Below are 23,791 nucleotides of genomic sequence, written 5' to 3' on the forward strand. Positions count from 1 at the left end.
TACTTCAGCGGGGAGGGGTGGTGCCGGATCCCATGGAGTCGAACCAGGTGGGTGCGTCGGACAGGGCCTGCTTGATCCGGAACAGCCCGAACTCGCTCAGCTCCGGCAGGGCGTCCACCTCGAACCAGCCCACCTCGAGGGACTCGTCGTCGTTCACCCGTGCCTGGCCGCCGACGGCCCGGCAGCGGAAGGTGATGTCCATGTACTGGCAGACGTCGCCGTTGTCGTAGGTGACGGGATCCAGCGCCTGCACGAGGACCACGCGCTCGACGACGCAGTGCACCGCGGTCTCCTCGTGGACCTCCCGTACGGCGCAGGCCGCCGGCTGCTCACCGGGCTCCGGGATGCCGCCGATCACCGACCATCTGCGGGTGTCGGACCGGCGGCCCAGCAGCACTCGGCCCTCGTCGTCGAAGACGATGGCGGTGACTCCGGGGAGCCACAGCAACTGTTGTCCCGCGGAAGCGCGGAGCGTACGGATGAACTCGGGAGTTGCCATGGACCGACCCTAACGGGCCGGTTCGGTCACTCCGGTGAACTCGGCAGGGCGCACGACCGGCGTACGGCTACGCGTCGGCAGCGCGCCGACCGCGCAGGCCGGACCCGATCGCCCAGCCGAGCCCGCCCGCGGCGACGAGCACCAGGGCGATCTCGGGCAGGATGCCCAGCCGGGTGGCGGGCGTCTCGGAGGTGCGCAGCGGCACCTTCTGGACCAGGTAGGCGGGCACGAACATGCCGGTCTTCTGGGTGATCTTCCCGTCGGGCATGATGATCGCGCTGACGCCGCTGGTGACCGGCACGGTCACGGTCCGGCTGTGTTCGACGGCGCGGATGCGGGACATCGCGAGCTGCTGGTAGGTCATCTCGCTGCGGTCGAAGGTCGCGTTGTTGCTCGGCACGGAGATCATCTGCGCGCCGTCGGTGACCTCGGACCGCACGGCCCAGTCGAAGGCCGCCTCGTAGCAGGTGACGAGGCCGACCTTGGCACCGTCGAGGTCGAACACGCCGGGCTTGGTGCCCCGGCTGAAGTCCTCGTGGGCCATGGCGGTCCAGTTCTTGTTGATCGCGCCGACCAGGGACCGCAGCGGGAGGTACTCGCCGAACGGCTGGATCTGCCGCTTGTCGTACGTCTGGGTGGGTCCCTTGGCCGGGTCCCACAGGATCTGCTCGTTGAACCACTTGCCGTCCCTCTCGACGACGGCGCCGACCGAGATGGGCACCCCGACGGCCCTGGCCGCCTCGTCGATGACGATGGCCGCGTCGGCGTTGGCGAAGGGGTCGATGTCGGAGGAGTTCTCGGGCCACAGGACGAAGTCCGGCTTGGCCACCTTGCCGGCCTTGATGTCGGCGGCCAGCTTCTTGGTCTCGCGCGCGTGGTAGTCGAGCACGGCGCGTCGCCGCGAGTTGAACTCCAGACCGGAGCTCGGCACGTTGCCCTGGATGACCGCGACGGTCGCGGTGCCCTTCTCCGCCTTGTCGCTCACCAGCGGCCGGGCGGCGACCGCTCCCGCGACGGGAACGGCCACGGTCAGCAGGGCGGCGGCCGCGGCCCCGCGCCGCACGGCCCGGGTGCGGCGCCCCTCGAAGACCAGGCGCCCGGCCTCGAACAGCCCGAAGCCGCACAGCACGACCGCGAAACCGAGCACCGGGGTGCCGCCCACGGCGGCGAGCGGCAGGAAGACACCGTCCGCCTGCCCGAACGCGATCTTGCCCCAGGGGAAGCCGCGGAAGGGCACGCGCGCGCGTACGGCCTCGCCCGCTATCCATACGGCGGCCGCCCAGACCGGCCAGGCGGGCAGCTTGGAGACGGCTGCCACGCCGACGCCGACCAGCGCGACGAAGACCGCCTCGATGGCGACCAGCGCGAGCCAGGGCCCGGGGCCGACCTCCACGCCGGTCCACACCAGCAGCGGCAGCAGGAAGCCCAGTCCGAAGAGGTAGCCCAGGCCGAGCGCGGCCTTCCAGCTGCGGTCGCGCAGGACCCAGGCGAATCCGGCGAAGGCGGGCAGCGCCAGCCACCACACCGTGCGCGGCGGGAAGCTGAGGTAGAGCACTACTCCGCAGAGCGCGGCGGTGGCGGCCGGGATCAGACGGGCCAGCCGGTTGCCGAGCCCGGTGGGCGGGGTCCGCGGGTGCAGCTGGTCGGACTGGTCCACGGAAGTTGCGGTGACGGTCACTCCGGGAGTGTACGGCGGCCGGCGTCAGCCTTGACATTACGGTCCGGAGGCCGACAGGAGGACGACATGCGGCACTCCTACGGTCAGGAACCGCATCCTTCCTGTGCAACTCGTCCACAAAACGGTCATCAACCGTTACGGTGTGCCCCAGCCTCTGTCGCGCGGCCGGTCAGGGCCCGGGCGGCGGGGTCTGCCACAGGTCGGGGGACCGGGTACGGGGGGCGGCGGGGTGGGATCCACACGGACGGCGTCCGCGGTGCGCGCGGAGCCGGACAGCGACAGACGAAACGTTTCTGACGTGATGGGCGTCATCGTGCTGGGGGCCTGCGCCGTCTGGTCCCTGATCAGCGCGGCGACGCAGGACGGCCGCCCGGAAGGAGTCCTCCTCGCGGTGCTCGCGGTGGCCGCCGGATACGCCTCGGGCCGGATCTCCGGCTCGCTGCTCCCGGTCGCCGCGCCCTGCGCGGGCGCACTGGCCGGGCTCGGGCTGGCGGTGGCCCTGCCGCACCTCGACGCGGGGCCCCAGGTCACCGCTCCGCTCGGGCACGCCGGCGCCTGTGCCGCACTGTTCGCCCTCGCCGCCGGAGCCGCCTGTTGCGCGGCCTGGGCCACGTCCGCTCCGGCGCTGCGGCTCGCCCTGCGGCTCCTGGCCACGGGGATCGCGGTGACCGCGGCCGTCATGGGCTCGTCGGCCGGGTGCGCCATCGGCGGCGCCGTCCTGCTGTGCTCGCTCGCCGCCGGCCGGATGCGCCCGCGCGGCCTCGGCGTCGCGGGCCTGGCCCTGGCGGCGGCGCTGGTGACCGGGACGGTCTGGGCGGTGGCCGGGAACATCCTGACGGCCGGGCTCACCACGTCCCTCGAGGGCCGGCTCACTCCGCGCCGCATCCACCTGTGGCACGACGCGCTGCACCTGGCCCACCGGGAGCCGGCTCTGGGCGTGGGCCCCGGCCGGTTCGGCGAGCTGAGCTCCACCGCCTCCCAGGCACTGTGGCCCGACGGCAAGCCGCACTCGGCGCCGTTGCAGCAGGCCGCGGAACAGGGGCTCGTCGGCGTACTGCTCCTGGCCATGGCGTTCTGCTGGATCCTGTACGCCCTGTGGCGCTCGCCCCGCTCCACGCCGGTCGCGCTCACCGCGGGCGCGGCCCTGACCGGGCTCGCCGCGATCGCCGCGGTGGGCGACGCACTGAGCTTCACCACGGTGTCGGCGGGCGCCGGACTGCTGGCCGGGCTGGCCACGGCCCGGCCGCTCACCCCCGACGGTCCGGAGGGCGACGGGGACACTCCCGTACGGGACACCCCCGTACGCTGAGGCGGCCTCCTCAGCGCGCCGTGCCCGGTGCGACCGTGCGCAGCCGTTCGCGGATGACGCGCACCGCCGACTCCGCGTTGTCCACCGTGATCGTGAACGTATGGCCGTCCCACAGCCGCAGCACGATGCCCTCGCCCCGGCGCACGACGACCGCGGTGCCCTTCTCGGGCCGCCAGCGATAACCCCAGCCGCCCCAGTGGCGCGGGGTGACGTGCGGATCGAAATCGGCGCCCGCCACATGGGAGAGGGGGATGCGGCGGCGCGGCACGCCGACGTGGCCGCAGCGCACTTCGAGGCACTCCTGGTCGACCTTCAGGGCGACGTGCACGAACGCGAGGGTGCCGAAGAGGACCAGCAGCCCCGCCGCGATGCACCCGACGACGGACATCACCAGCGGGGCGATGCCGGACGTCCAGGCGGAGTCGACGGCCAGCTCGATGCCGAGCGCCACACAGGCCGCACCGGCCAGCGCCAGCAACCACTGGACGCGGTTCGTGGCCCGTCCCGTCCACACGTCGGCGTGGGGCGCGCTCTCGTCGTGGGTGTGGTGCCTCATATCTATGAGACTACTCAGGTTTCCCTGCGCGGGTACCGCGTCGCGGAGGGTGACAGGGACGGGCGCGCGGCCCGCCCCGGCTCAGCGGGCCGGAGTGGCGGCCGCGAGCAGCCGGCCTTCCTCGTAGCTCAGCGCGGTGTCGGGCAGCTCGGCCTCCCGGCCGCTGAGCAGCACCGTGAGAGAGCCACTGGCGGGTGCGTCGGGAGCGGGCTGCTCACCTATCCGGCGCAGTCCCTGCGCCACGACCGCTCCGGCGGTGCCGTGCAGGATGAGCGGGGCGCGGCCCGGCTTCTGCACGGCCGCACGGATGCGGGCGGCGACGAGTTCGTAGTTGGTGCAGCCCAGGACCAGGGTCGTGATGTCGTCGGGGGTGCGTGCGGCGGCCGCGGCGACCGCGGCGTCGATCGCCGCCTCGTCGGCATGGTGCACGGCGTCGGCGAGCCCTGGGCAGGGCACCTCGGCGACCTCCACGCCCGCCGCGAACTCCTCGATCAGCCCGCGCTGGTAGGGGCTGCCGGTGGTGGCGGGCGTCGCCCAGATCGCGACGGGCCCACCGCCCGCCGCGGCGGGCTTGATCGCCGGGACCGTGCCGATGACGGGAATGCCGGGCTCCAGACGGGCCCGCAGCTGGGGCAGGGAGTGCACGGACGCGGTGTTGCAGGCGACGATCAGGACGTCGGGGCGGTGCGCGGCGGCGGCCGTGGCGACGGCCAGGGCGCGTTCGGTGATGTCCTCCGGGGTGCGCGGCCCCCAGGGCATGCCGTCCGGGTCCCAGGAGAGGACGAGATCGGCGTCCGGCCGCAGACGGCGTGCCGCGGCCGCGGCGGGAAGCAGTCCGATTCCTGAGTCCATGAGCGCGATCTTCACCCGGCCACGATAGACGATGGGCCCTCGAGGGCCGCCCCGGTGGGGCAGACTGCGCGCGTGAGCGCCATCGCGTGGACCGCCTCCGTATCCCTCGCCGCATGGCTGTGGCTGCTGCTGTGCCAGGGCTTCTTCTGGCGCACGGACGTCCGGTTGCCGCCTCGCCGTGACCCGGAGACGTGGCCCTCGGTCTGTGTCGTCGTTCCGGCCCGGGACGAGGCCGCCGTCCTGTCCGCGAGCCTGCCGTCGCTGCTGGCGCAGGACTATCCGGGGCGGGCGGAGGTCTTCCTCGTCGACGACGGCAGTACGGACGGCACCGGTGGGCTGGCCCGTGAGCTGTCCCGGCGCCACGGCGGACTGCCGCTCACCGTGGACTCCCCCGGTGAGCCGCCCGCGGGCTGGACGGGCAAGCTCTGGGCCGTCCGCCACGGCATCGCCCTGGCACGCGCGCGTGACCCCGAATACCTGCTGCTGACGGACGCGGACATCGCGCACGCGCCGGACAGTCTGCGGGAACTGGTCGCGGCGGCGCGCACGGGCGGCTTCGACCTCGTCTCCCAGATGGCCCGGCTGCGGGTGGAGAGCCTGTGGGAGCGGCTGGTGGTACCGGCCTTCGTCTACTTCTTCGCGCAGCTGTATCCGTTCCGCCGGGTCGGTGTGCGCGGGGCGCGCACGGCGGCAGCGGCGGGCGGCTGTGTCCTGCTGCGCGCGGAGACGGCCGAGCGGGCACGGATCCCGGACGCCATCCGGCACGCGGTCATCGACGACGTGGCACTCGCGCGCGCGGTGAAGGGGGGCGGCGGTCGCATCTGGCTGGGCCTGGCCGACCGGGTGGACAGCGTGCGCCCCTGTCCGCGGCTGCACGACCTGTGGCGGATGGTCTCGCGCAGCGCCTACGCGCAGCTGCGGCACAACCCGCTGCTGCTGCTCGGTACGGTCGCCGGGCTCGTCCTGGTCTATCTGGTGCCGCCCTTGGCCGTACCGGCGGGCGCGGCGGCGGGCAGTGCGGCGGCCGTGGTCACCGGTACGGCGGCGTGGCTGGTGATGACACTGACGTACGTCCCGATGCTCCGCTACTACCGGCAGCCGCCGTGGCTCGCCCCGCTGCTCCCGTTCACCGCCTTCCTGTACCTCCTCATGACGGTCGATTCCGCGGTGCAGCACTACCGGGGGCGCGGGGCGGCCTGGAAGGGCCGCACGTACGCCCGGCCGGACGCCGTGCCGGACGAGGGCTGACTCCGGCCGGGGGCGCCGCTGCCGGCCGGGGGCGCTACTTCCGGCCGGGGGTCCAGTTCATGCCCCACCCGTAGGCGCGGTCGACCGTCCGCTGCGGGCTCACCCCGTACTCCGGGACGAGGTAGCGCGCCTCGCGCCGGACGATCAGGTCGCCGCCGGTGTTGGTGATCAGGGCGAGCGCGCACACGGTCGACGGGACCGTGCACTCGTCGAGCGAGAAGTCGATCGCGGCGCCGTGCTGGGGCTGGAGGGTGACCGTGGCGTGCAGGTCGGCGAAGGAGTCGGCGCCCTCGTAGACGGTGACGAAGACGAGGATGCGCCGGAAGTCGCGCTGGTGGTCGAGGTTGACGGTGAGGTTCTCGCCGCTCGCGACGGCGCCGGTGCGGTCGTCGCCGTCGAGGTGGATGTACGGCGGCCGGTGCAGCGAGCCGAAGGCGTTGCCGAGGGACTGTACGACTCCCTTGCGGCCGTCGGCGAGTTCGTACAGGGCGCACAGGTCGAGGTCGAGGTCCGCCCCGCCGCGCTGTTTGCCCCAGCCGGAGGACTGTTTGCGCGTCTGCCAGTTGAGGTTGACCCGCATGGCGCCGGACGTGCCGCCCTGCTTGGCCAGGGACACGGTGGGGGCGGCCTTGGTGAGCGTCACCTTGGTCAGGCGCACGGGCGCGGCGGCGGGGACCGGAGGCGGTGGCGCGGTGACCGGCGCGGTGACGGGCGGGCCGGCGGGCATCGGCGGGGCGGGGGGAGGCGTCATGGGGCGAGGCGGGGCGGGGGCGGCGGGCGGGGCCGCAGGCGCGGCCGGCGCCGGGGGACGTGCGGTCGCGGCCGGCGCCGTGTGCTGCGGCTCGTCCACCGTGATGCCGAAGTCGGTGGCCAGGCCCTCCAGCCCGGTGCTGTAGCCCTGGCCCACGGCACGGAACTTCCAGGTGCCCTGGCGTCGGTAGAGCTCCCCGAGGACGAAGGCCGTCTCGACGGTCGCGCCCTCGCTGTCGAAGCGGGCGAGCACGGTGTCCTGGGCGGCGTCCCTGACCTCGATGTACAGACCGGGCACCTGCCCGAACGCGCCACCGTCCGCGGAGGCGGCGAGGACCACCCGCTCGATCGCGCCCTCCACGCGCGCGAGGTCCACGAAAACCGTGTCCGTCACCCGCTCTCCGGCGTTCCGCTTGCCCTCGTGCCGGACCGCGCCGGAGGAATGCGCGGGCTGGTTGTAGAAGACGAAGTCCCCGTCGGAGCGGACCTTTCCGGACGCCAGCAGCAGCGCCGAGGCGTCCGCGTCGGGGACGCCGGGTCCGGGGCGCCAGCCCAATTCGACACGCAGGGCCGTCGTGGGCACCGGCGTATTTGATCCTTTCGACATTGTCATGTCCGCCCCCATCACAGGTCACCGCCGGGTCGCACCCGGTCCGTCCTCGTCATCCCTGACTCATCCCTGGCTCATCCCTACCCGGACAACCTATTCGCGGGGCCGGCGGACGCCCATGAAGGACACCGGAAGAGCGCGGCCAACCCTCGGTAACCTGCCGGGAACTCGGCCTTTACAAGATCGAGGCCTTGAGTGACGTCCATTTTTGCCAAGTTCGCTCGGATTGGGGATCCCCGGTCACCACCGACACGGAAAACAACCCTCTTATCGGTCTCCCCAACCAGCACACTGTGGGCTTAACTTATGTGCCATGACCTCCCCCCGCTCCACTTATGGTGGCGGCTACTACTCCGCCTCCTTCCCGGACACCCCGATCTACGACTCGCTCGTGGCCGAGCGGGGTACCCCGCAGATCGCCCCGATCCGGGTCCCCGCCGCGTACGACTCGGGCAGCCACCTGCCCGCGCTGCCGTCGGCACTGCCCGCGCTCCCGTCGGGCCCCTCCGCGCAGGCCCCCGCCGCCTACGGTTATCCGCAGGCGCAGCAGCCGGCCCCGTTGCAGCAGGCGCCCACGGCGTACATCCCGCAGCAGGCCACCGCGCCGCGCGGCTACCCCGGCCCGCAGCCGCAACAGCCCCGGCCCATGGCGCAGGGCACCGGCTACGAGGCGATGCGCCCCGCGGCCCCGCGGCCCGCCGCTCCCTACCAGGAGCCGTACAACAACCAGCAGTACCGCGGCTACTGAGCGGCTTCCCCGGTTGTCGCCGCCACCTGGCACGATGACGTCATGGGGAATGCCGAACTTCAGTCGATCCACGTCCATCCGGTCAAGGCGCTCCGGGGCTTCTCGCCCCGGGAAGCCGTGGTGGAGCCCTGGGGGCTGGCCGGAGACCGGCGCTGGGCACTGATCGACGACGGGGGAAAGGTCGTCACCCAGCGCGAACACCCGCGCCTCGCGCTGGCCGCTGCCGAACTCGTGCCCGGCGGCGGCATTCGGCTGTCCGCACCCGGCCGGGCACCGCTCACGGTCCCCGTGCCACGGCCGGCGGGCACGGTCACGATGGAGATCTTCGGCACCAAGGTGGAGGCCGTCCCGGCGGAGGAGACCGCGACCGCCTGGTGCGCCGACCACCTGGGCACCTCCGTCCGCCTCGTCCACATGGACGACCCGGCCGTCCGCCGTCCGGTGGATCCGGACTACGCGCTTCCCGGCGAGACGGTGAGCTTCGCCGACGGCTTTCCGCTGCTGGTCACCACCACGGGCTCCCTCGACGCCCTGAACTCCCTCGTCGCGCAGGGCGACCGCGCCCACGAAGGGCCGCTGCCCATGAACCGCTTCCGGCCGAATCTGGTCGTGGCGGGTACGGAGGCCTGGGCCGAGGACGGCTGGTCGCGCATCTCCGTCGGCGAGGTGGTCTTCCGGGTCGCCAAGGTCTGCGGGCGGTGCGTCGTGACCACGACCGACCAGGAGACCGCAGAACGCGGCCGGGAACCCCTGCGCACCCTGGCCCGCCACCGCCGTTTCGGCAGCCGGCTGGTCTTCGGGCAGAACCTGGTGCCCCAGTCCCCCGGCACCGTCCGGGTGGGGGACCCGGTGCGGATCCTCGAGTAGCGCTCCGAGGTCGCGCGGCCGGACGGGAACCGGGGGGCCGGGGCCGGTCGTTGGCAGGGCGTGAGACGTTCGTGAGAGGACCCGGTCGCGGTCAGAGGTGATTTCGCTCTCTCTTCGACCGGACCCGTGGGTGAACGGCTCCGGCGGGGGTTATCACGGAGCGGGAAGGGGGGTGCGGGACGGTGCGGGCAATCGGCGGACTCTGGCGCTGGCGGAACAATCCGCTGTGCCGCACGACCGATCTGGTCGAGGCATGGCTGGCCCTCGTGACCCTGCTGCTGATCGTGGTGGCCGCCCCCGTGATCGGCTCACTCGTCGGCGCCGTGGCCCAGGACTCCCTCCAGCGGTCGGTCCGAGCCCAGCACGACTCCCGTCAGCTGGTGACGGCCACGGTGACGCGCAAGCTGGACCGCGCCCCGCTGGATCCCGAACCCGACACCTCCGTGCACGACACCCGCACCCGGGTCCGGGCCGCCTGGACGGCCCCCGACGGCACCCGGCAGCACGACACGGTGCTGATACCCCTCAAGTCCCCGCACCCCGGTGACCACTTCCGGCTCTGGACCGACCTGCAAGGACACATGGCCGCCCGCCCACTGGACTCGGCGACGGCCACCACCCACGCCGTGCTCGCCGGGTTCGGCGCGGCGATGCTGGCCGCCAGCGCGGTCGAGGGCGGCAGACGCCTGCTCGTCTGGCGTATGGTCCGCCGCCGGTATGCGCGTTGGGACCAGGCCTGGGACCGGGCGGGCCCGGACTGGGGAAAGGCCGGCACCGGCAGCTGACGGCCTTACGGCTCTGGTCAACCCACCGCCCGCACGCACGCTACGGTGGTCCGGCCGAACCCTTCGGCATCAACCCGCTCGCGAGCGAGCCGCAGGGGCGCGCCCCGCAGGCGAACAAGCCGGCAATACGACGAGGTGGGGGCACAGCAACGCCATGGCACAGGGCACGGTCCAGGTGACGCACACCGGCACATCGCGGTGGCGGCGCCGCACGGGTGAGTACGCTTCGCTCGCCGCCGCTCTGGAGGCCGCGGCCGAGGGTGACGTCCTCACCGTCGCCCCGGGCACGTACCGGGAGAACCTCGTCGTGCAGCGGGCGGTGACGCTGCGCGGCCCCGAGGGCTCGCCCGGCTCCGTGCGCATCGCGCCCCCGGACGGGGTGCCGTTGACCGTGCGCGCCTCGGCGGTGGTGCGGGACCTGCACGTCGAGGGCCAGGACGCGGCCTCTCCCGCCCTGCTCGTCGAGGAGGGCACACCGGAACTCATGGACGTGCGGGTCGTCACGCGGTCCGCCGCGGGCATCGAGGTCCGCGGCGGCGCCCGGCCGACCGTGCGCCGCTGCACCGTCGACAATCCGGCCGGCGTCGGCATCGCCGTACTGGACGGCGGGGGCGGGGTGTTCGAGGAGTGCGAGGTGGTCGCGGCCGGTCAGTCCGGTGTGGCGGTCAACGGCGGGGGGCACCCCCGGCTGGAGCGCTGCCGGGTGCACCACGCGTCGGGCTCGGGTCTGACCGTGACCGGCGAGAACTCCGCGCTGGAGGCGGTGGGCTGCGAGGTCTACGAGGTCCGGGGGTCCGGGGTGCAGGTCACCGCGCGGGCCACCGCGCACCTGACCGACTGCGATGTGCACCGCACCACCGCGGACGGTGTCACCCTCGACACGGACGCCGTGCTCACGCTCGCCGACTGCCGTATCCACGACATCCCGGAGAACGCGGTCGACCTGCGCTCCCGCTCGGTGCTGACCCTGACCCGGACGACGGTGCGTCAGTTCGGGCGCAACGGCCTGTCGGTGTGGGACCCGGGCACCCGCGTGGACGCCAACCAGTGCGAGATCTTCGACAGCACGGGCGACTATCCGGCGGTCTGGGTGAGCGACGGCGCCACCGCGGTGCTCGACTCCTGCCGGGTGCACGACGTCCCGGACGCGCTGTTCGTGCTGGACCGCGGCTCGCGCGCGGACGTCGTCGACAGCGATCTCACCCAGGTGCGTAACACGGCCGTGTCGGTGAGCGACGGGGCGACCGCCCAGCTCGACGACTGCCGGATCCGGGAGGCGGCGACCGGCGCCTGGTTCCGCGACCACGGCAGCGGCGGCACGCTCAGCAACTGCACTGTGGACGGCACCCAGACGGGCGTGATCGTCACCAAGGGCGCCGACCCCGTCATCGAGCGGTGCACGGTCGACTCCCCCGCGGAGGCGGGTTTCTACGTGTCGGCGGGAGGCCGGGGCAGCTTCCTCGGCTGCCGGGTGACGGGCAGCGGCGGGTACGGCTTCCACGTCATCGACGGCTGCCGTACGACCTTGCGGAAGTGCCGCACGGAGCGGTGTGCGCGCGGTGGCTACGAGTTCGCGGACGGCGGGCCGGACGCCGCGCCCGGCAGCGGTCCGGTCGTGGAGGACTGCACGAGCGACGAGAGCGGCGGTCCGCGGCTGTCGGCGGCGCGCGAGACGGCCGTGCAGAGCACGAGCCGGTCCCCCGGCCTGCTGGGACCCATCCCCGACCAGCGGGCCGACGACCCGCAGACCCCGGCCGCCGCCCCCGCCGCGCCGGAGCAGCCGTCCCGGACGTCCAAGGCCGTGCTCGGTGAACTGGACGCGCTGGTCGGCCTGGAGAGCGTCAAGCGGGAGGTCCGCGCCCTCACCGACATGATCGAGGTCGGCCGGCGCCGCCAGCGGGCGGGCCTGAAGGCCGCCTCCGTCAAGCGACACCTGGTCTTCACCGGCTCCCCCGGCACCGGCAAGACCACGGTCGCCCGCCTCTACGGCGAGATCCTCGCCTCCCTCGGGGTGCTGGACAAGGGACATCTCGTCGAGGTGTCCCGGGTCGACCTGGTCGGCGAACACATCGGATCCACCGCGATCCGCACCCAGGAGGCCTTCCAACGGGCGCACGGCGGTGTGCTGTTCATCGACGAGGCGTACGCGCTGTCGCCGGAGGACGCCGGCCGTGACTTCGGCAAGGAGGCCATCGACACCCTGGTGAAGCTGATGGAGGACCAGCGGGACGCGGTGGTGGTGATCGTCGCGGGCTACACGGCGGAGATGGAGCGGTTCCTTTCCGTCAACCCCGGTGTGGCCTCCCGCTTCTCCCGGACCATCACCTTCGGCGACTACGGCCCCGAGGAACTGCTGCGGATCGTGCGGCAGCAGGCGGACGAGCACGAGTACCGGCTGGCCGCGGGCGCGTCGGAGGCCCTGCTGAAGTACTTCACGGCCATCCCCAAGGGCCCCGCGTTCGGCAACGGCCGTACGGCGCGCCAGACCTTCGAGGCCATGGTCGAGCGGCACGCGAGCCGGGTCGCACACCTCGCCGAACCGAACACCGACGACCTGACCCTGCTCTACGCCGAGGACCTGCCCGAGCTGCCCTGAGGTTCGGTGTGCACATGCCGCGGGCCCGGCAGTCCGGGGCGCAGCCGGGCCAGCAGACGTGCCCGCTCCTCGGCGAACACCGGGTCGGCCTGGTAGTCGGAGTGGCCGAGCAGGGGCGCGGGCAGCGGGTGCTCGGCGGTGCGGCCGTACGCCAGCGGGTCCTCGAGCGGGGTGTGGTCCACCGCGGGGCCGCAGTCGCCGGGCAGGCGGATCGGGCCGCCGATGGGGTCGGTGAGCCGGTAGAGGTTGCGCCAGCAGGCGACGTCCCGGTGCAGCGAGGCGAGCGCGGCCGGGCCGAAGTGGGCCGGGAACCAGCGGCCGTACAGGCGTTCGAGCGGGGAGCCGTATGTCAGCAGGGCGACCCGCCCGCGCACGGCGGGCGTGAGCTGCCAGGCCGCGGCGGCCGCGAGCACGCTGCCCTGGGAGTGCCCGGACAGCACCAGGCGTCCGCCGGTGCGCCGCGTCCAGGTGTCCATCCGCCAGGTGAGGTCCGGTACGGCACGCTCGGCGTAGCAGGGCGGCGCGAAGGGGTGCGCGGCGCGCGGCCAGAAGGTGCCGACGTCCCACAGGATGCCGATGGTGCGCCGGGCCGAGGCGTCCTTGTAGGCGCGCCGGCCCCAGGTGACGAACAGGACGAAGCCGAGGCCGACCAGCCAGGAACCGAGTGCCTGCGAGGCCTCGGCGGCACCCCGGACGACGTCGTAGGTCCGCCGGGCGGCCTCGCCGGGGGTCCGGTCGGTCAGCCGGGCGCCGGCCAGGGCCCCGGCGCCCAGTAACAGGGTGGCGGCGGAGAGGACGCCGACGACCAGGGGCCCGCGGTCGGTGAGGGCGGCCATGGCGCGGGCACGGGCGATACGGCGGGTGCGTGCCGGGTCCTCGGGTTCGCCCGGGTGATCGCGCTCGACCCGGCTCCGCTCGGCGCGGGCGAGCCGGTGGGTGCGCCGGGCCAGCCGGGCGGCCAGCGCCAGAAGCACCAGAAGCAGGGACGGGATCACCGACGACTGCCAGGTCAGCAGTACCGGCGGGCCGTCGATGGCGGCGCCGGTACCGTCCAGCCAGTCGGCCACGCGCTGCGCGACACCGCCCGACATCACACCGCCGAGCGCGCAGGCGAGGAGCACGACCGCCGGTCCGCCGAGTCCGCGCATCGCCGCGCGCGGATCGGGGGCCGAGCGGTGCAGCAGGTGCGCCACCACGCCGAGCCCTACGGCCAGCAGGCCCTGGACGAGGGCGAGGCCCGCGAAGGCCGCGTCACCGGGCAGGCGACCGGAGGAGTGCCAGCCCGGCCGGGACCAGCCGGCGTACAGCATCGCCAGGCCCAGCAGGAGGAGGGCACCGAGTGGCAGCCGTCGTACGAGGTGCTCGTCGAGCCCCTGGTCGAGGCGGTTCTCGCTGCGGCCCCGGCGGCAGACCACGGCCACCGTGACGGCCGCCCAGGCGAGCAGCGCCACCGCCAGCAGCCGGCCCAGCGTGTCCAGGGCGGCGGGCCCGCCGGGACGGCGGTCGAAGCCGGCCGCCGGGATCAGCACCGCCGCGGCGACCGTGAGCAGGCCCGCGGCGGTGTGGGCGGCGCGCAGCCGGGCCACCAGGCGGCGGCCGTACCAGAAGCCGGGGCGGCCCAGCGAGGTGGGGCCGGTCTCCTCGTCCGGCTCGGGCGCGCGGTCGAGCGGTTTCTGGGACTCGTACGCGCTCCAGGTGCGGTGCGAGAGGTACCAGAGCAGGGCGGTGAGGGTGGCCGGCACCAGGGCGGCCACGGCGAGCCGCCGGCCGGGCCGGCTCCACCAGCCGGCGCCGGGCCCTGCGGGCGAGAGGAAGCCAAGCCAGGAGTGCCGGCGGGCGCAGGGGCCGGTGCCCGCGCACTGCCAGGCCGCCAGGTCGAGGGCGACCTCGCAGGCCGCCGCGACCAGCAGCACGGTCAGGGTGAGCCCGGCCAGCCGCACCAGCAGTCCGTACAGCCGCACCGCGCGGGGCCGGCCGGGTGCGGCGGGGCGCATCCAGTGGGCGAGGTTGACCACCATGAACGGCAGCAGCAACAGCCACAGGGCGCGGGCGCCGTTGCCGGAGGTCAGGTTGCACCAGACGTACGCCTCCGGCACGGGTCCGGCCCGGTGGTCGCCGGGTCTCTTCCCGACGCCGTCGTCCTCGGCCTCCTCGGCATCGACGTCCTCGGCGCGCCGGAACACGGCCGCCGTGTCGTCGCCGGTGATCCGTACCGTGCGCGGATCGCCGAGCATCTTCTCCGGTGTGGTGCCCCCGACTCCGTGGACCAGGAGTTCCAGGGCGGTGCCGGTGTCCTCGGGCCGCGTGGCGAGGCCGTTCGCCCCGCCCACGGCGGCACGTTGCTGTGCACGTTCCACTGTTCGCACTTCCCCCGTGACGCGCTGATGGCTTGTGTCCGTGCATGCACCAGGATCACCCGTTGCACTGTGACGTACACCACTCATCACGGAATCTCCCCGATCTGTATGAAGAGCGGCGGTACATGTGATGTCCGAATGACATGTGCGCGTCGATGCGGCAGTGGCGCCACCGGGGCCCTCCCGTGACAAGATGGGACGCCCGCGCACCAGGGACGGGCGGAACGTCCTGGTCGGAGCAGGTGCGAAGGCCAGGCGGACGGCTGAGGCGAAAGGACCGGAGCGTACGTGAGCGAGAATCAGAACCTCCTCGCGGAGCAGCGGCGCGCCCTGATCCTCGATGAGGTCCGGCGCCGCGGCGGCGTGCGGGTCAACGAACTGACGCGCAAGCTCGGCGTGTCGGACATGACCGTGCGCCGCGATCTGGACGCCCTGGCCCGCCAGGGGGTGCTGGAGAAGGTGCACGGCGGTGCGGTGCCGGTGGTCGAGGCGAGCACGCACGAACCCGGCTTCGAGGCCAAGTCGGGCCTGGAGCTGACCGCCAAGGAGGACATCGCGCGGGCCGCCGCGGAACTGGTCACGCCCGGCACGGCGATCGCGCTGTCGGGCGGTACGACGACCTATGCGCTGGCCCACCACCTGGTCGAGGTGCCCGACCTGACCGTGGTGACGAACTCGGTGCGGGTCGCGGACGTCTTCCACGCGGCGCAGCGCTCCTCGGGTCAGCGGCAGGGCGCGGCCACGGTGGTGCTGACCGGCGGGGTGCGTACCCCGTCCGACTCCCTGGTGGGGCCGGTCGCCGACCAGGCGATCGCGGCCCTCCACTTCGACATGCTGTTCCTGGGAGTGCACGGGATATCGGTGGAGGCCGGACTGTCGACACCGAACCTGGCGGAGGCGGAGACGAACCGCCGGCTGGTGCAGTCCGCACGGCGCGTCGTGGTGGTCGCCGACCACACCAAGTGGGGGACCGTGGGACTGAGCTCCTTCGCCGCGCTGGAGCAGGTCGACACGCTGGTGACGGACGCGGGTCTGCCCGCCGAGGCGCGGACGGAGATCGCCGAGCACCTGCGGCGGCTGGTGGTGGCGGGCGAGCCCGACGAGGGTGCAGACATCTGACACCTCGTCAGCTAGGGTGACCGGCCGAGCGTCCGCCGCCCACCGAGATCCCACGAGGGGGTCCGTCGCCCATGACTCACCGTCTGCGCCCGGTGGGGATCGACTTCACCGAGACCGCCCCCGTCCGGCTGGTGTTCGCACGGGAGATGGCCGCGGCGCCGGAGGCGGTCTTCCGCGCGCTCGCCGAGGACGTGCCCGGCTGGCAGCAGTGGTTCTCGGCGGTGGCGTCCGCCCGGCCGACCGAGGGCGGACGGGAGATCGGACTGCGGGGCGGCATCCGCTTCGAGGAGTCGGTCCTGCTCGCGAAGGCGCCGGAGGTGTACGCCTACCGCGTCGACGCGACGAACGTTCCGGGCGCCCGGGCCTGGGTCGAGGAGTGGCGGCTCGCCCCGGCCGGCGCCGGGACCCGGGTGCGGATGACCTTCGCACTCGACGGCACGACCCCCTTCCGCCTGATGTGGCCTCCGGCCCGCCCGGGCGTGGGCCACGCCTTCCGCAGGGCGGTGACGGCACTGGACCGGCGCCTGGCCTAGGACCCTTCGATGCCGAAGGGGTCCTCCAGTGTCGGGACGCACGGCGACAGCATCGTCTCGGTGTGCTCGCTCACCGTGCCCCGGACGAGCCTGAGGACGCGGATCTCGTTCTCGTGGCCGGGGTCCTCGTCGTCGCGGATGTGGACGAGCCCGTAGGACCCGGGGGCCACGGACCCGACATGGGCCAGGAGGCCGGCAACCTCGGCGGAGCGGTGGTTCTGGTGGCCGCCCAGGTGAATGAATGCCTCTCCGTTCATCCACCGCAGGTCGAGGAGGTACGGGCCGGCGATCTCGGCCACATGAACCCGGAGCCCGTCGACGATCCGCCTCAGCCGGACCTCGTCGTCATCGCCGACGCTCTCCCGGACGGTGATCCAGCCGTGGTATTCGAACACGCGCCGATCCTAGAAGGGTCATCCCCTCGGCTGCCGGGACGGCGGGTGGGTCAGGCCGGCCACACGCCCGTCAGCAGCAGCGACTCGATCGCCGTGGTGTACGGGGTGATGTCCAGGCTCTGCTCCGCCAGCCATGCGTCGGAGTAGTACTTGTCGAGGTAGCGGTCGCCGGGGTCGCACAGCAGGGTGACCACGCTGCCCGTGCGTCCCTCGGCCGCCATCTCGGAGACGATCTTCAGGGCGCTCCACAGGCCGGTACCGGTGGAACCGCCCGCCTTGCGGCCGATGGACCGCTCCAGGGCGCGTACCGCGGCGATGCTGGCGGCGTCCGGGACCTTCATCATGCGGTCGACGGCGCCGGGCACGAAGCTGGGCTCCATGCGGGGACGGCCGATGCCCTCGATGCGCGAACCGCAGTCGCAGGTGACGTCCGGATCGCCGGTGGTCCAGCCCTCGAAGAAACACGAGTTCTCCGGATCGGCGACACAAATGCGGGTGTCATATTGCATGTAGTGGACGTAGCGCGCGAGGGTCGCGGAGGTGCCGCCGGTGCCCGCCGTGGCGACGATCCACGCCGGCTCCGGAAACCGCTCCAACCGCAGCTGCCGGAAGATGGATTCGGCGATGTTGTTGTTGCCGCGCCAGTCCGTGGCCCGTTCGGCGTAGGTGAACTGGTCCATGTAGTGGCCGCCGGTCTCCACCGCGAGGCGGGCGGACTCCTCGTACATCTTCCGCGAGTCGTCCACGAAGTGGCACCGGCCGCCGTGGAACTCGATGAGGCGGCACTTCTCGGCGCTCGTCGTGCGGGGCATCACCGCGATGAAGGGCACGCCGATCAGCTTGGCGAAGTACGCCTCGGAGACGGCCGTCGAGCCGCTGGACGCCTCGATCACCGGGCGGCCCGGCCGGATCCAGCCATTGCACAGGCCGTAGAGGAACAGGGAGCGGGCCAGGCGGTGCTTGAGGCTGCCGGTCGGATGGGTCGACTCGTCCTTCAGGTAAAGGTCGATGCCCCACTGCTCGGGCAGCGGGAAGCGCAGCAGGTGCGTGTCGGCCGAGCGGTTGGCGTCGGCCTGCACTTTACGGACGGCCTCTTTCAGCCAGTCGCGGTAGCCGGTGTCACTGCGGTCGACGTCGAGAGTGGCGCCGGTCCGGGTCTGTGGGGTGGTACTCACGGCGGGCTCCTTACGCTTCGCTCCGACGCCGCCTCGCGCGGCCGACAGACCGATCATAAGCACCTCCCGCAGCGCTTCCCACCTGCATAAACGCATCTTTGGGCGTCCCAAAGACACTCCTGGGGGACGTTGGTGCGGACCATTCGCGAACCGCGGGGGGCGCATTCGCGCGAGTGCTCCGGGCGCCGGTCGCGCGCACCCCGTGCGGACTGGTGCTCGGCGGCACACGCGGGCAGACTGCACCGACGGGACGGGGGCCGCACACTGGATCACACGGATGCACGAAGGGCAGGGCTGGATCACGACCCGGAGGGGCTCGGGTCCGGCGAGCGACGCGCAAGGGGGCGGCGAGGGATGGCGGAGCCGGAGTTCACGGCCACGGGCGTGCGGATCGGAAAGCGGCTGCGTTCGCTCACCCGGGCCGGACAGGTCCGGATCAGTGACGGCAGGCTGGAGTTGCTGACCAGTTACGGCAGCGAGATCGACAGCGCGCCGGTGCAGGCGGTGCGCGCCTCCAAGCCCTGGTTCGCCCCGGAGGACCGGGCCCTGGCCGACATCAACGGCAATCGGTACCTGCTGACCCTGGGCCAGCACGACCCCGCTCCGGGCGAGCCGGGGCCGCCGGCGGCACGCCGGTTCATCGAGGCCGTGCGCCGGGCCGCGGGACACGGCGGCTGAGCGCGGCGAGTTGCGGGACCGCACCCCTTGCGTCACTCTGGTTCCACGTCACTCTGGGTTTACCGGCGATAACGCTGCGAACCAGCCCGCCGGCCACGACAGCAGGCGGGCGTTTGGACGCAAGCACCCTGCTGGATCTGTTCTCCGTGTTCTTCGTTCTCCGTGTTCCTCCGGGTTCGACCGGACCTCACATCGGGGAGTCGCAGCCGTGATCAGTCATCCAAAGCACTGCACGGTGGAGCTCCAAGCCCTGCCGTCGCGGATCGGCCAGGTCCGCAGAATCGTATCTGCGCAGTTGCGCTACTGGCATCTGGACGCGTTGATAGACCGAGCCTCGCTCGGTGTGACCGAACTGCTGAGCAATGTTCACCGGCACGCCCAGCCGGACAAGTTGTGCACCGTGGAGATGGAGCTGGTCCTCGACCGGCTCATGGTGTCGGTGCGCGACCACGATCCGCGCCTGCCCGTGGCCGGGGACATCGCGGACCTCGGGCCGCTGGCCACCTGCGGGCGTGGGCTCGCGATGGTGGCCGCGGTGAGCGAGAGCTGGGGCGCGCGGCCGGACGGCGAGAAGGGCAAGGTCGTGTGGTTCACGCTGCCCGCGCCCTCGGCGACCGACCGGCAGCCGGCCCGTCCTCCGCGGCGCGCGGCCACCGAGGCAGCCGCGCGCCGTTTTGAGCCGGTCGCGGTGGAACCGGCGGCCTGCGCCCCCGCTCCGGTCCACGCCCCGGTACACGCCCCGGTTCACGCTCCCGCCCCGTCGACCGTCGCAGGTTGACCGGGCGGGAGACCGGGCGGGCGGCTCGGGCCGGGGGACGGCGGGACGGTTCGCGCCCTCAGCGTCGAGCCGTGGTGCTCGCCCCGTCCAGTGCCTCCCGGATGATGTCCGCGTGGCCGGCGTGCTGGGCCGTCTCCCTGATCAGGTGCAGCAGGAGCCGGCGCGCCGACCAGTGGACGGTCTCCGGCGGGGACCAGGGCGTCCTGGGGAGAGGCACGGTCGTGCCCAGGTCCGGCACCGCCGCCACGGCTTCTTCCAGCGTCCGCGCGGTGACCGCGTACAGATCCAGCAGTCCCGCGAGCGTTTCGCCGTCGGTCATGCGGTACTGATCCGTGTCGAGCATGCCGTCCGGGAGCTCTCCGTCCCCCTCGGCGAGGATCTGCGACCACACCCGCTGGCCCTGGGCCATGTGCTTGACGATGCCGCCCAGGGTGAGCTCACTGACGGTGGTGCGCCGCATGGCCTGCGCGTCGGTGATGCCGCGCACGGTGATCAGCAGGAGCTCCCGCTGCTCGGCGAGGGCGCCCAGCAGTTCGGCGTGCTCGGCGGGAAGGGGCGAGGCGCTGTCCGGGGAAGAGGTCATGGACCGACCGTAGGACGCATGTAGGTCAGTACATGACCTCGATCGGTCTCGATCGGCCCCGGTCGAAGTGCCTCCGCCGGACTCACTCCGTGGCGATCGCGCGGAGCACGTCGAGACGAGCCGCCCGGCGGGCCGGGCGCAGGCCGGCGAGGGCGCCCGCCGTCAGGCCGACGAGGGCGACCGCGACGAGGCGTGCCGGGGGAAGGGCGAAGGCGAAGGTGCTGTCGCTCGCGCCGTCCGAGACCTCGACCAGGACCCAGCCGAGGAACGTGCCGAGACCGAGGCCGCCGGCGGTGCCGAAGGCGGCGACCAGGACCGACTCCCAGCGGACCATGGCCCGCAGCTGGGACCGGGTCTGGCCGACGGCCCGCAGCAGGCCCAGTTCACGGGTGCGTTCGTGGATCGCCAGGGTGAGGGTGTTGGCGATGCCCAGCAGGGCGATGAGGACGGCCAGGGCGAGCAGCGCGTAGACCAGTGTCAGCATCATGTCGATCCCGCCGGCCGAGGACCGCGCGTACTCCTCCCGGGTCTGCACCTCGGGGTTGCCGAACCGCGCGGTCACCGCACGGACCGCCGCCTTGCCCGCGTCCGGGCTCACCCCGGGCCTGAAGGACACGGCGACGAGCGTGTCGGTGTCCTGGGTGCGGTGCGGGGCCCAGGCCGCGCGGGTGACGACGTAGTCGCCGGCGAGTTCGGAACGGCCGTACACCGCGCGGACCGTGAAGGGCAGGGTCGTACCGTCCGTGAAGGTGAGGCGGGTGGTGTCGCCCGGCCTCAGGTGCCGGCGGTCGGCCTCCTGCCGGGTGATCGCGATGCCGTTCGCGCCGAGGTCGCGCAGGGAGCCCTGGACCGTGCCCAGGTCGAAGGTGCGGGCCAGGGCGGCCGGGTCGGTGACCGTCAACGCTCGTCCGTGGCCGTCGACTTCGGCGACTCCCCGGCCGAGTCCGACGGCGGTGTCCACCTCGGGCAGCCGTTGCAGGGCGGGGGCGAGCCGGGGGCTGAGTCCGCTGCCGCCCGCGCCGAAGGACGGGGTGCTGACGGCGACGTCGCCCGCGAAGGACCGGGACACCGTCCGGTCCATGGTCGCCTTGAGCGAGGCGCCGAACACGGTGAACAGCGACACCACGGCCACCCCGATCATCAGCGCGCTCGCGGTGGCCGCCGTCCGCCTGGGGCTGCGCAGGGCGTTGCGCCGGGCGAGGCCTCCGGTGACACCGCGCAGCCGGTGGAGGGGGCTGCCGAGGAGCCGTACCGCCGTGGTCGCGGCGACCGGGCCGAGGACCAGGAACGCGGCCAGGGCGAGCACCGCGCCGAGTCCCGCCGGCCACAGGGACGGTGACACCAGGACGCCGGTGAGGGTCACCGCGAGCGCCAGTACGGCCAGGCCCGCTCCGGTGACCGCGCGGACCCGGGAGACGCCCGAGACGTCGACGGCGGTCTCCCGCAGCGCGGCCAGCGGGGCCGTGCGACCGGCCCGTACGGCGGGCAGCAGCGCGGAGGCCAGGCAGACCACGACGCCGACGGCGAGCGGCAGCGCCATCGACAGGGTCTTGACCACCAGGTGCCCGTCGGGGAAGGGGAATCCGATGGCGGGGAACAGGGCCTGGAGCCCGGCGGCGATCCCGATGCCGCCGGCGAGTCCGGCGGCCGACGCGGTCACGGCGACCGCGGTCGCCTCGGTGAGGGTCGACGCGGTGACCTGGCGGCGGGAGGCGCCCAGGGCACGCAACAGGGCGTTCTCACGGGTGCGTTGGGCCACGACGATGGCGAAGGTGTTGTGGATGGAGAAGGTCGCGACCAGCAGGGCGACCCCGGAGAAGACCAGCAGGAGGCTGGTGAAGAGGGTGAGGAACTGGCTGGAGACCATGTCGGTGTTCTCCCGCGCCGACTCCTGGCCCGTGATGGCCTCGACCCCCTTGGGCAGTACGGGAGTCAGCCGGTCGACCAGTTCCCGCTGGCCGACGCCGGGACCGGCCCGCACCTGGATGCTCGCCGCCCGACCGGGCCGGGCGGTGAGGTACTTCTCGGCGTCGGCCTGCGTCATGCCGGTGAACGTCACCTGTGCCATGCCGTCCTGGCCGCCGAAGGTCGCGAGGCCGACGACGGTCACCTTCACCGGGTCCGGGGTGCGCAGCGTCGTCGTGTCGCCGATGCGCAGGCCGCCCTTCTTCGCGGCGCCGCGGTTGACGACGACCTCGCCGGACCGCGCCGGGACGCGGCCCTCGGCGAGCCGGTACGGGTTGAGTTCGGGGTCGGTGATCCAGTTGCCGGCGATCGTGGGCGGGCCCTGGCCGCCGACGGGCTTGCCGTTCCTGCCGACGAGTTGACCCGCGCCCTGGATGTCGGGGGCGGCGGCCGCCACGCCGGGGACCCGCTCGACGGTCTTCACCAGCGAGGTGTCGACCGGCCGCCGCACGCCCTGACCCGCTCCCGGGGCGGTGATGGCGTCGGCGCCCCGGACGACGGCGTCGGTACCGGCGGTGGCGTCGCCGAACATGGTGCCGAAGCCGGCCCGCAGCGTGTCGCCCATGACCAGGGTGCCGGCGAGGAAGGCGACCCCGAGGAACACCGCGAGGAACGTACCGGCGAAGCGCCTTCTGTGGGCGCGCAGCGAGGCGAGGCTCAGGCGCAGCGAGGCGTTCATGACCGCACCTCGAAGGCTTTCAGCCGGTCCAGCACCCGGTCGGCGGTCGGTGCCTGAATCCGGTCGACCAGGCGGCCGTCGGCCAGGAAGACGACCTCGTCGGCGTGGGCGGCGGCGACCGGGTCGTGGGTGACCATGACGACCGTGCGCTCCATGTGCCGTACGGCGCGGCCGAGCAGCCCGAGCACCTCCGCGCCGGAGCGGGAGTCGAGGTTGCCGGTGGGCTCGTCGGCGAAGACGACGTCCGGCTGCCCGGCGAAGGCCCTGGCCACGGCGACGCGTTGTTGCTGACCGCCGGAGAGTTCGGAGGGCCGGTGGTGGAGGCGGTCGCGGAGGCCGACGACGTCGACCAGCGCGTCGATCCACTCCCGGTCGCCCTTGCCGCCCGCCAGGTCCAGCGGCAGCGTGATGTTCTCGGCGACGGTGAGCGTCGGCACCAGGTTGAAGGCCTGGAAGACGAAGCCGATGCGGTCGCGGCGCAGGAGGGTGAGGCGGCGGTCGTCCAGCCCGCCGAGGTCGGTGTCGCCGACGTACGCGGCTCCCGAGGTGAGTGTGTCGAGGCCGGCCGCGCAGTGCATCAGCGTGGACTTGCCGGAGCCCGAGGGCCCCATGATCGCGGTGAAGCGGCCGGCGGGGAAGTCGACGGTCACCTCGTCCAGGGCCCTCACCTGTGTGTCGCCGCGGCCGTACACCTTGACGGCGTCGACGACCCGGGCGGCCGTTCGCACGGTGGTCGCCGTGGTCATGCCGCACCGCCCTTGCGGCCGAACTGCTCCTCCAGGACCGACAGCCGGCGCCAGTACTCGTCCTCGTCGATCTCCCCGGAGGCGAAGCGGCGGCCGAGGACGGCGAGAGGCGCGTCGCCGGTCGGGCGGGGGCCGTCCGTCATGCGCCACGGTCCGCGGCGGCCGCGCCACGCCGTGCGGCGCAGGACGGAGACGACGCCGATCACGACGGCCGCCCAGATCAGCGGGAAGAAGAGGATCCAGGGGCCGGGGCCGCCGTTCCAGTCTGCGAGGGTCTGCATCTCG

At 73.2% G+C, this 23,791-nt stretch carries 22 protein-coding genes; 10 read left to right on the forward strand and 12 right to left on the reverse strand.

Annotation, left to right across the window (positions count from 1 at the left end; all coding sequences use genetic code 11):
• Positions 1-4: 4 nt before the first annotated feature.
• A complete protein-coding gene (locus ABZ915_RS14585; RefSeq protein WP_361801347.1) occupies positions 5-499 on the reverse strand; it encodes an NUDIX domain-containing protein in 495 nt (164 codons plus the stop codon).
• Between the two features lie 67 nt (positions 500-566).
• The gene (lnt, locus tag ABZ915_RS14590) at positions 567-2,177 is read right to left on the reverse strand and encodes an apolipoprotein N-acyltransferase (protein ID WP_361801350.1); all 1,611 of its coding nucleotides are present in this window, start codon (positions 2,175-2,177) and stop codon (positions 567-569) included.
• Between the two features lie 301 nt (positions 2,178-2,478).
• Between lnt and ABZ915_RS14595 the strand changes: the two genes are divergently transcribed.
• Positions 2,479-3,486 (forward strand): O-antigen ligase family protein, encoded by a 1,008-nt coding sequence (locus ABZ915_RS14595; RefSeq protein WP_361802446.1) that lies wholly within the window; start codon positions 2,479-2,481, stop codon positions 3,484-3,486.
• Positions 3,487-3,496: 10 nt separating this feature from the next.
• Here the strand turns inward: ABZ915_RS14595 and ABZ915_RS14600 are convergent, their stop codons facing one another.
• Together ABZ915_RS14600 and ABZ915_RS14605 are read right to left on the reverse strand one after the other, a co-directional pair.
• Positions 3,497-4,042 carry a hypothetical protein gene (locus ABZ915_RS14600; protein WP_361801353.1) on the reverse strand — a complete coding sequence of 182 codons (546 nt, stop codon included), beginning with the start codon at positions 4,040-4,042 and terminating at the stop codon, positions 3,497-3,499.
• Between the two features lie 81 nt (positions 4,043-4,123).
• The gene (locus ABZ915_RS14605) at positions 4,124-4,909 is read right to left on the reverse strand and encodes an aspartate/glutamate racemase family protein (RefSeq protein ID WP_361801356.1); all 786 of its coding nucleotides are present in this window, start codon (positions 4,907-4,909) and stop codon (positions 4,124-4,126) included.
• Positions 4,910-4,966: 57 nt separating this feature from the next.
• Between ABZ915_RS14605 and ABZ915_RS14610 the strand changes: the two genes are divergently transcribed.
• Positions 4,967-6,142: a glycosyltransferase gene (locus tag ABZ915_RS14610; RefSeq protein WP_361801358.1), complete on the forward strand. Its 1,176-nt coding sequence runs from the start codon at positions 4,967-4,969 to the stop codon at positions 6,140-6,142.
• A 34-nt stretch (positions 6,143-6,176) separates the two neighbouring features.
• Here ABZ915_RS14610 and ABZ915_RS14615 read toward each other — a convergent pair whose 3' ends face one another.
• A complete protein-coding gene (locus tag ABZ915_RS14615) occupies positions 6,177-7,499 on the reverse strand; it encodes a TerD family protein (protein WP_361802449.1) in 1,323 nt (440 codons plus the stop codon).
• 316 nt (positions 7,500-7,815) lie between these two features.
• On the opposite strand from ABZ915_RS14615, the gene ABZ915_RS14620 reads away from it, so the two are divergent.
• From ABZ915_RS14620 to ABZ915_RS14635, 4 genes are all read left to right on the forward strand, one after another.
• The gene (locus tag ABZ915_RS14620; RefSeq protein WP_361801360.1) at positions 7,816-8,250 is read left to right on the forward strand and encodes a DUF6643 family protein; all 435 of its coding nucleotides are present in this window, start codon (positions 7,816-7,818) and stop codon (positions 8,248-8,250) included.
• A gap of 42 nt (positions 8,251-8,292) precedes the next feature.
• Positions 8,293-9,117: an MOSC N-terminal beta barrel domain-containing protein gene (locus tag ABZ915_RS14625; RefSeq protein WP_361801363.1), complete on the forward strand. Its 825-nt coding sequence runs from the start codon at positions 8,293-8,295 to the stop codon at positions 9,115-9,117.
• Between the two features lie 182 nt (positions 9,118-9,299).
• Positions 9,300-9,902, forward strand: a complete 603-nt coding sequence (locus ABZ915_RS14630) for a hypothetical protein (protein WP_361801366.1) — start codon at positions 9,300-9,302, stop codon at positions 9,900-9,902.
• 154 nt (positions 9,903-10,056) lie between these two features.
• Positions 10,057-12,498, forward strand: coding sequence for a right-handed parallel beta-helix repeat-containing protein (locus ABZ915_RS14635; protein ID WP_361801369.1), 2,442 nt, complete (start codon positions 10,057-10,059; stop codon positions 12,496-12,498).
• Here the strand turns inward: ABZ915_RS14635 and ABZ915_RS14640 are convergent.
• Entirely contained in the window at positions 12,468-14,855 is a 2,388-nt protein-coding gene (locus ABZ915_RS14640) for a hypothetical protein (protein ID WP_361801372.1), read from the reverse strand. The genes ABZ915_RS14635 and ABZ915_RS14640 overlap by 31 nt on opposite strands.
• A 288-nt stretch (positions 14,856-15,143) precedes the next feature.
• Between ABZ915_RS14640 and ABZ915_RS14645 the strand changes: the two genes are divergently transcribed.
• Together ABZ915_RS14645 and ABZ915_RS14650 are read left to right on the forward strand one after the other, a co-directional pair.
• Positions 15,144-15,974, forward strand: coding sequence for a DeoR/GlpR family DNA-binding transcription regulator (locus ABZ915_RS14645; RefSeq protein WP_361801375.1), 831 nt, complete (start codon positions 15,144-15,146; stop codon positions 15,972-15,974).
• Between the two features lie 71 nt (positions 15,975-16,045).
• Positions 16,046-16,507, forward strand: a complete 462-nt coding sequence (locus ABZ915_RS14650) for an SRPBCC family protein (RefSeq protein WP_361801378.1) — start codon at positions 16,046-16,048, stop codon at positions 16,505-16,507.
• Here ABZ915_RS14650 and ABZ915_RS14655 read toward each other — a convergent pair.
• Positions 16,504-16,902, reverse strand: a complete 399-nt coding sequence (locus tag ABZ915_RS14655; protein ID WP_361801381.1) for an Imm7 family immunity protein — start codon at positions 16,900-16,902, stop codon at positions 16,504-16,506. The genes ABZ915_RS14650 and ABZ915_RS14655 overlap by 4 nt on opposite strands.
• A 50-nt stretch (positions 16,903-16,952) precedes the next feature.
• Positions 16,953-18,077, reverse strand: coding sequence for a PLP-dependent cysteine synthase family protein (locus tag ABZ915_RS14660; RefSeq protein ID WP_361801384.1), 1,125 nt, complete (start codon positions 18,075-18,077; stop codon positions 16,953-16,955).
• Positions 18,078-18,431: 354 nt separating this feature from the next.
• Between ABZ915_RS14660 and ABZ915_RS14665 the strand changes: the two genes are divergently transcribed.
• Complete coding sequence (locus ABZ915_RS14665) at positions 18,432-18,755, forward strand: hypothetical protein (protein WP_361801387.1); 324 nt, start codon at positions 18,432-18,434, stop codon at positions 18,753-18,755.
• Between the two features lie 208 nt (positions 18,756-18,963).
• Entirely contained in the window at positions 18,964-19,533 is a 570-nt protein-coding gene (locus ABZ915_RS14670; protein ID WP_361801390.1) for an ATP-binding protein, read from the forward strand.
• Positions 19,534-19,591: 58 nt separating this feature from the next.
• Here the strand turns inward: ABZ915_RS14670 and ABZ915_RS14675 are convergent, their stop codons facing one another.
• From ABZ915_RS14675 to ABZ915_RS14690, 4 genes are all read right to left on the reverse strand, one after another.
• A complete protein-coding gene (locus tag ABZ915_RS14675) occupies positions 19,592-20,116 on the reverse strand; it encodes a DinB family protein (RefSeq protein ID WP_361801393.1) in 525 nt (174 codons plus the stop codon).
• An 82-nt stretch (positions 20,117-20,198) separates the two neighbouring features.
• Positions 20,199-22,760, reverse strand: a complete 2,562-nt coding sequence (locus ABZ915_RS14680; RefSeq protein ID WP_361801396.1) for an FtsX-like permease family protein — start codon at positions 22,758-22,760, stop codon at positions 20,199-20,201.
• Entirely contained in the window at positions 22,757-23,506 is a 750-nt protein-coding gene (locus tag ABZ915_RS14685; protein WP_361801399.1) for an ABC transporter ATP-binding protein, read from the reverse strand. The genes ABZ915_RS14680 and ABZ915_RS14685 overlap by 4 nt, the downstream gene beginning before the upstream one ends.
• On the reverse strand, positions 23,503-23,787 hold the full coding sequence (locus ABZ915_RS14690; protein ID WP_361801402.1) for an SHOCT domain-containing protein: 285 nt from the start codon (positions 23,785-23,787) through the stop codon (positions 23,503-23,505). Before ABZ915_RS14690 ends, ABZ915_RS14685 begins: the two co-directional genes overlap by 4 nt.
• Between the last annotated feature and the right edge of the window lie 4 nt (positions 23,788-23,791).

It is taken from the genome of Streptomyces sp. NPDC046915 (genome assembly GCF_040644935.1).
GTDB lineage: Bacteria > Actinomycetota > Actinomycetes > Streptomycetales > Streptomycetaceae > Streptomyces.

Excerpts from the sequence above, each read along its gene's own strand:
- ABZ915_RS14585 (WP_361801347.1), bottom strand. The coding sequence starts at position 499 with ATGGCAACTCCCGAGTTCATCCGTACGCTCCGCGCTTCCGCGGGACAA.
- ABZ915_RS14595 (WP_361802446.1), top strand. The coding sequence starts at position 2,479 with ATGGGCGTCATCGTGCTGGGGGCCTGCGCCGTCTGGTCCCTGATCAGC.
- ABZ915_RS14600 (WP_361801353.1), bottom strand. The coding sequence starts at position 4,042 with ATGAGGCACCACACCCACGACGAGAGCGCGCCCCACGCCGACGTGTGG.
- ABZ915_RS14615 (WP_361802449.1), bottom strand. The coding sequence starts at position 7,499 with ATGTCGAAAGGATCAAATACGCCGGTGCCCACGACGGCCCTGCGTGTC.
- ABZ915_RS14620 (WP_361801360.1), top strand. The coding sequence starts at position 7,816 with ATGACCTCCCCCCGCTCCACTTATGGTGGCGGCTACTACTCCGCCTCC.
- ABZ915_RS14625 (WP_361801363.1), top strand. The coding sequence starts at position 8,293 with ATGGGGAATGCCGAACTTCAGTCGATCCACGTCCATCCGGTCAAGGCG.
- ABZ915_RS14635 (WP_361801369.1), top strand. The coding sequence starts at position 10,057 with ATGGCACAGGGCACGGTCCAGGTGACGCACACCGGCACATCGCGGTGG.
- ABZ915_RS14650 (WP_361801378.1), top strand. The coding sequence starts at position 16,046 with ATGACTCACCGTCTGCGCCCGGTGGGGATCGACTTCACCGAGACCGCC.
- ABZ915_RS14665 (WP_361801387.1), top strand. The coding sequence starts at position 18,432 with ATGGCGGAGCCGGAGTTCACGGCCACGGGCGTGCGGATCGGAAAGCGG.
- ABZ915_RS14675 (WP_361801393.1), bottom strand. The coding sequence starts at position 20,116 with ATGACCTCTTCCCCGGACAGCGCCTCGCCCCTTCCCGCCGAGCACGCC.
- ABZ915_RS14680 (WP_361801396.1), bottom strand. The coding sequence starts at position 22,760 with ATGAACGCCTCGCTGCGCCTGAGCCTCGCCTCGCTGCGCGCCCACAGA.
- ABZ915_RS14685 (WP_361801399.1), bottom strand. The coding sequence starts at position 23,506 with ATGACCACGGCGACCACCGTGCGAACGGCCGCCCGGGTCGTCGACGCC.
- ABZ915_RS14690 (WP_361801402.1), bottom strand. The coding sequence starts at position 23,787 with ATGCAGACCCTCGCAGACTGGAACGGCGGCCCCGGCCCCTGGATCCTC.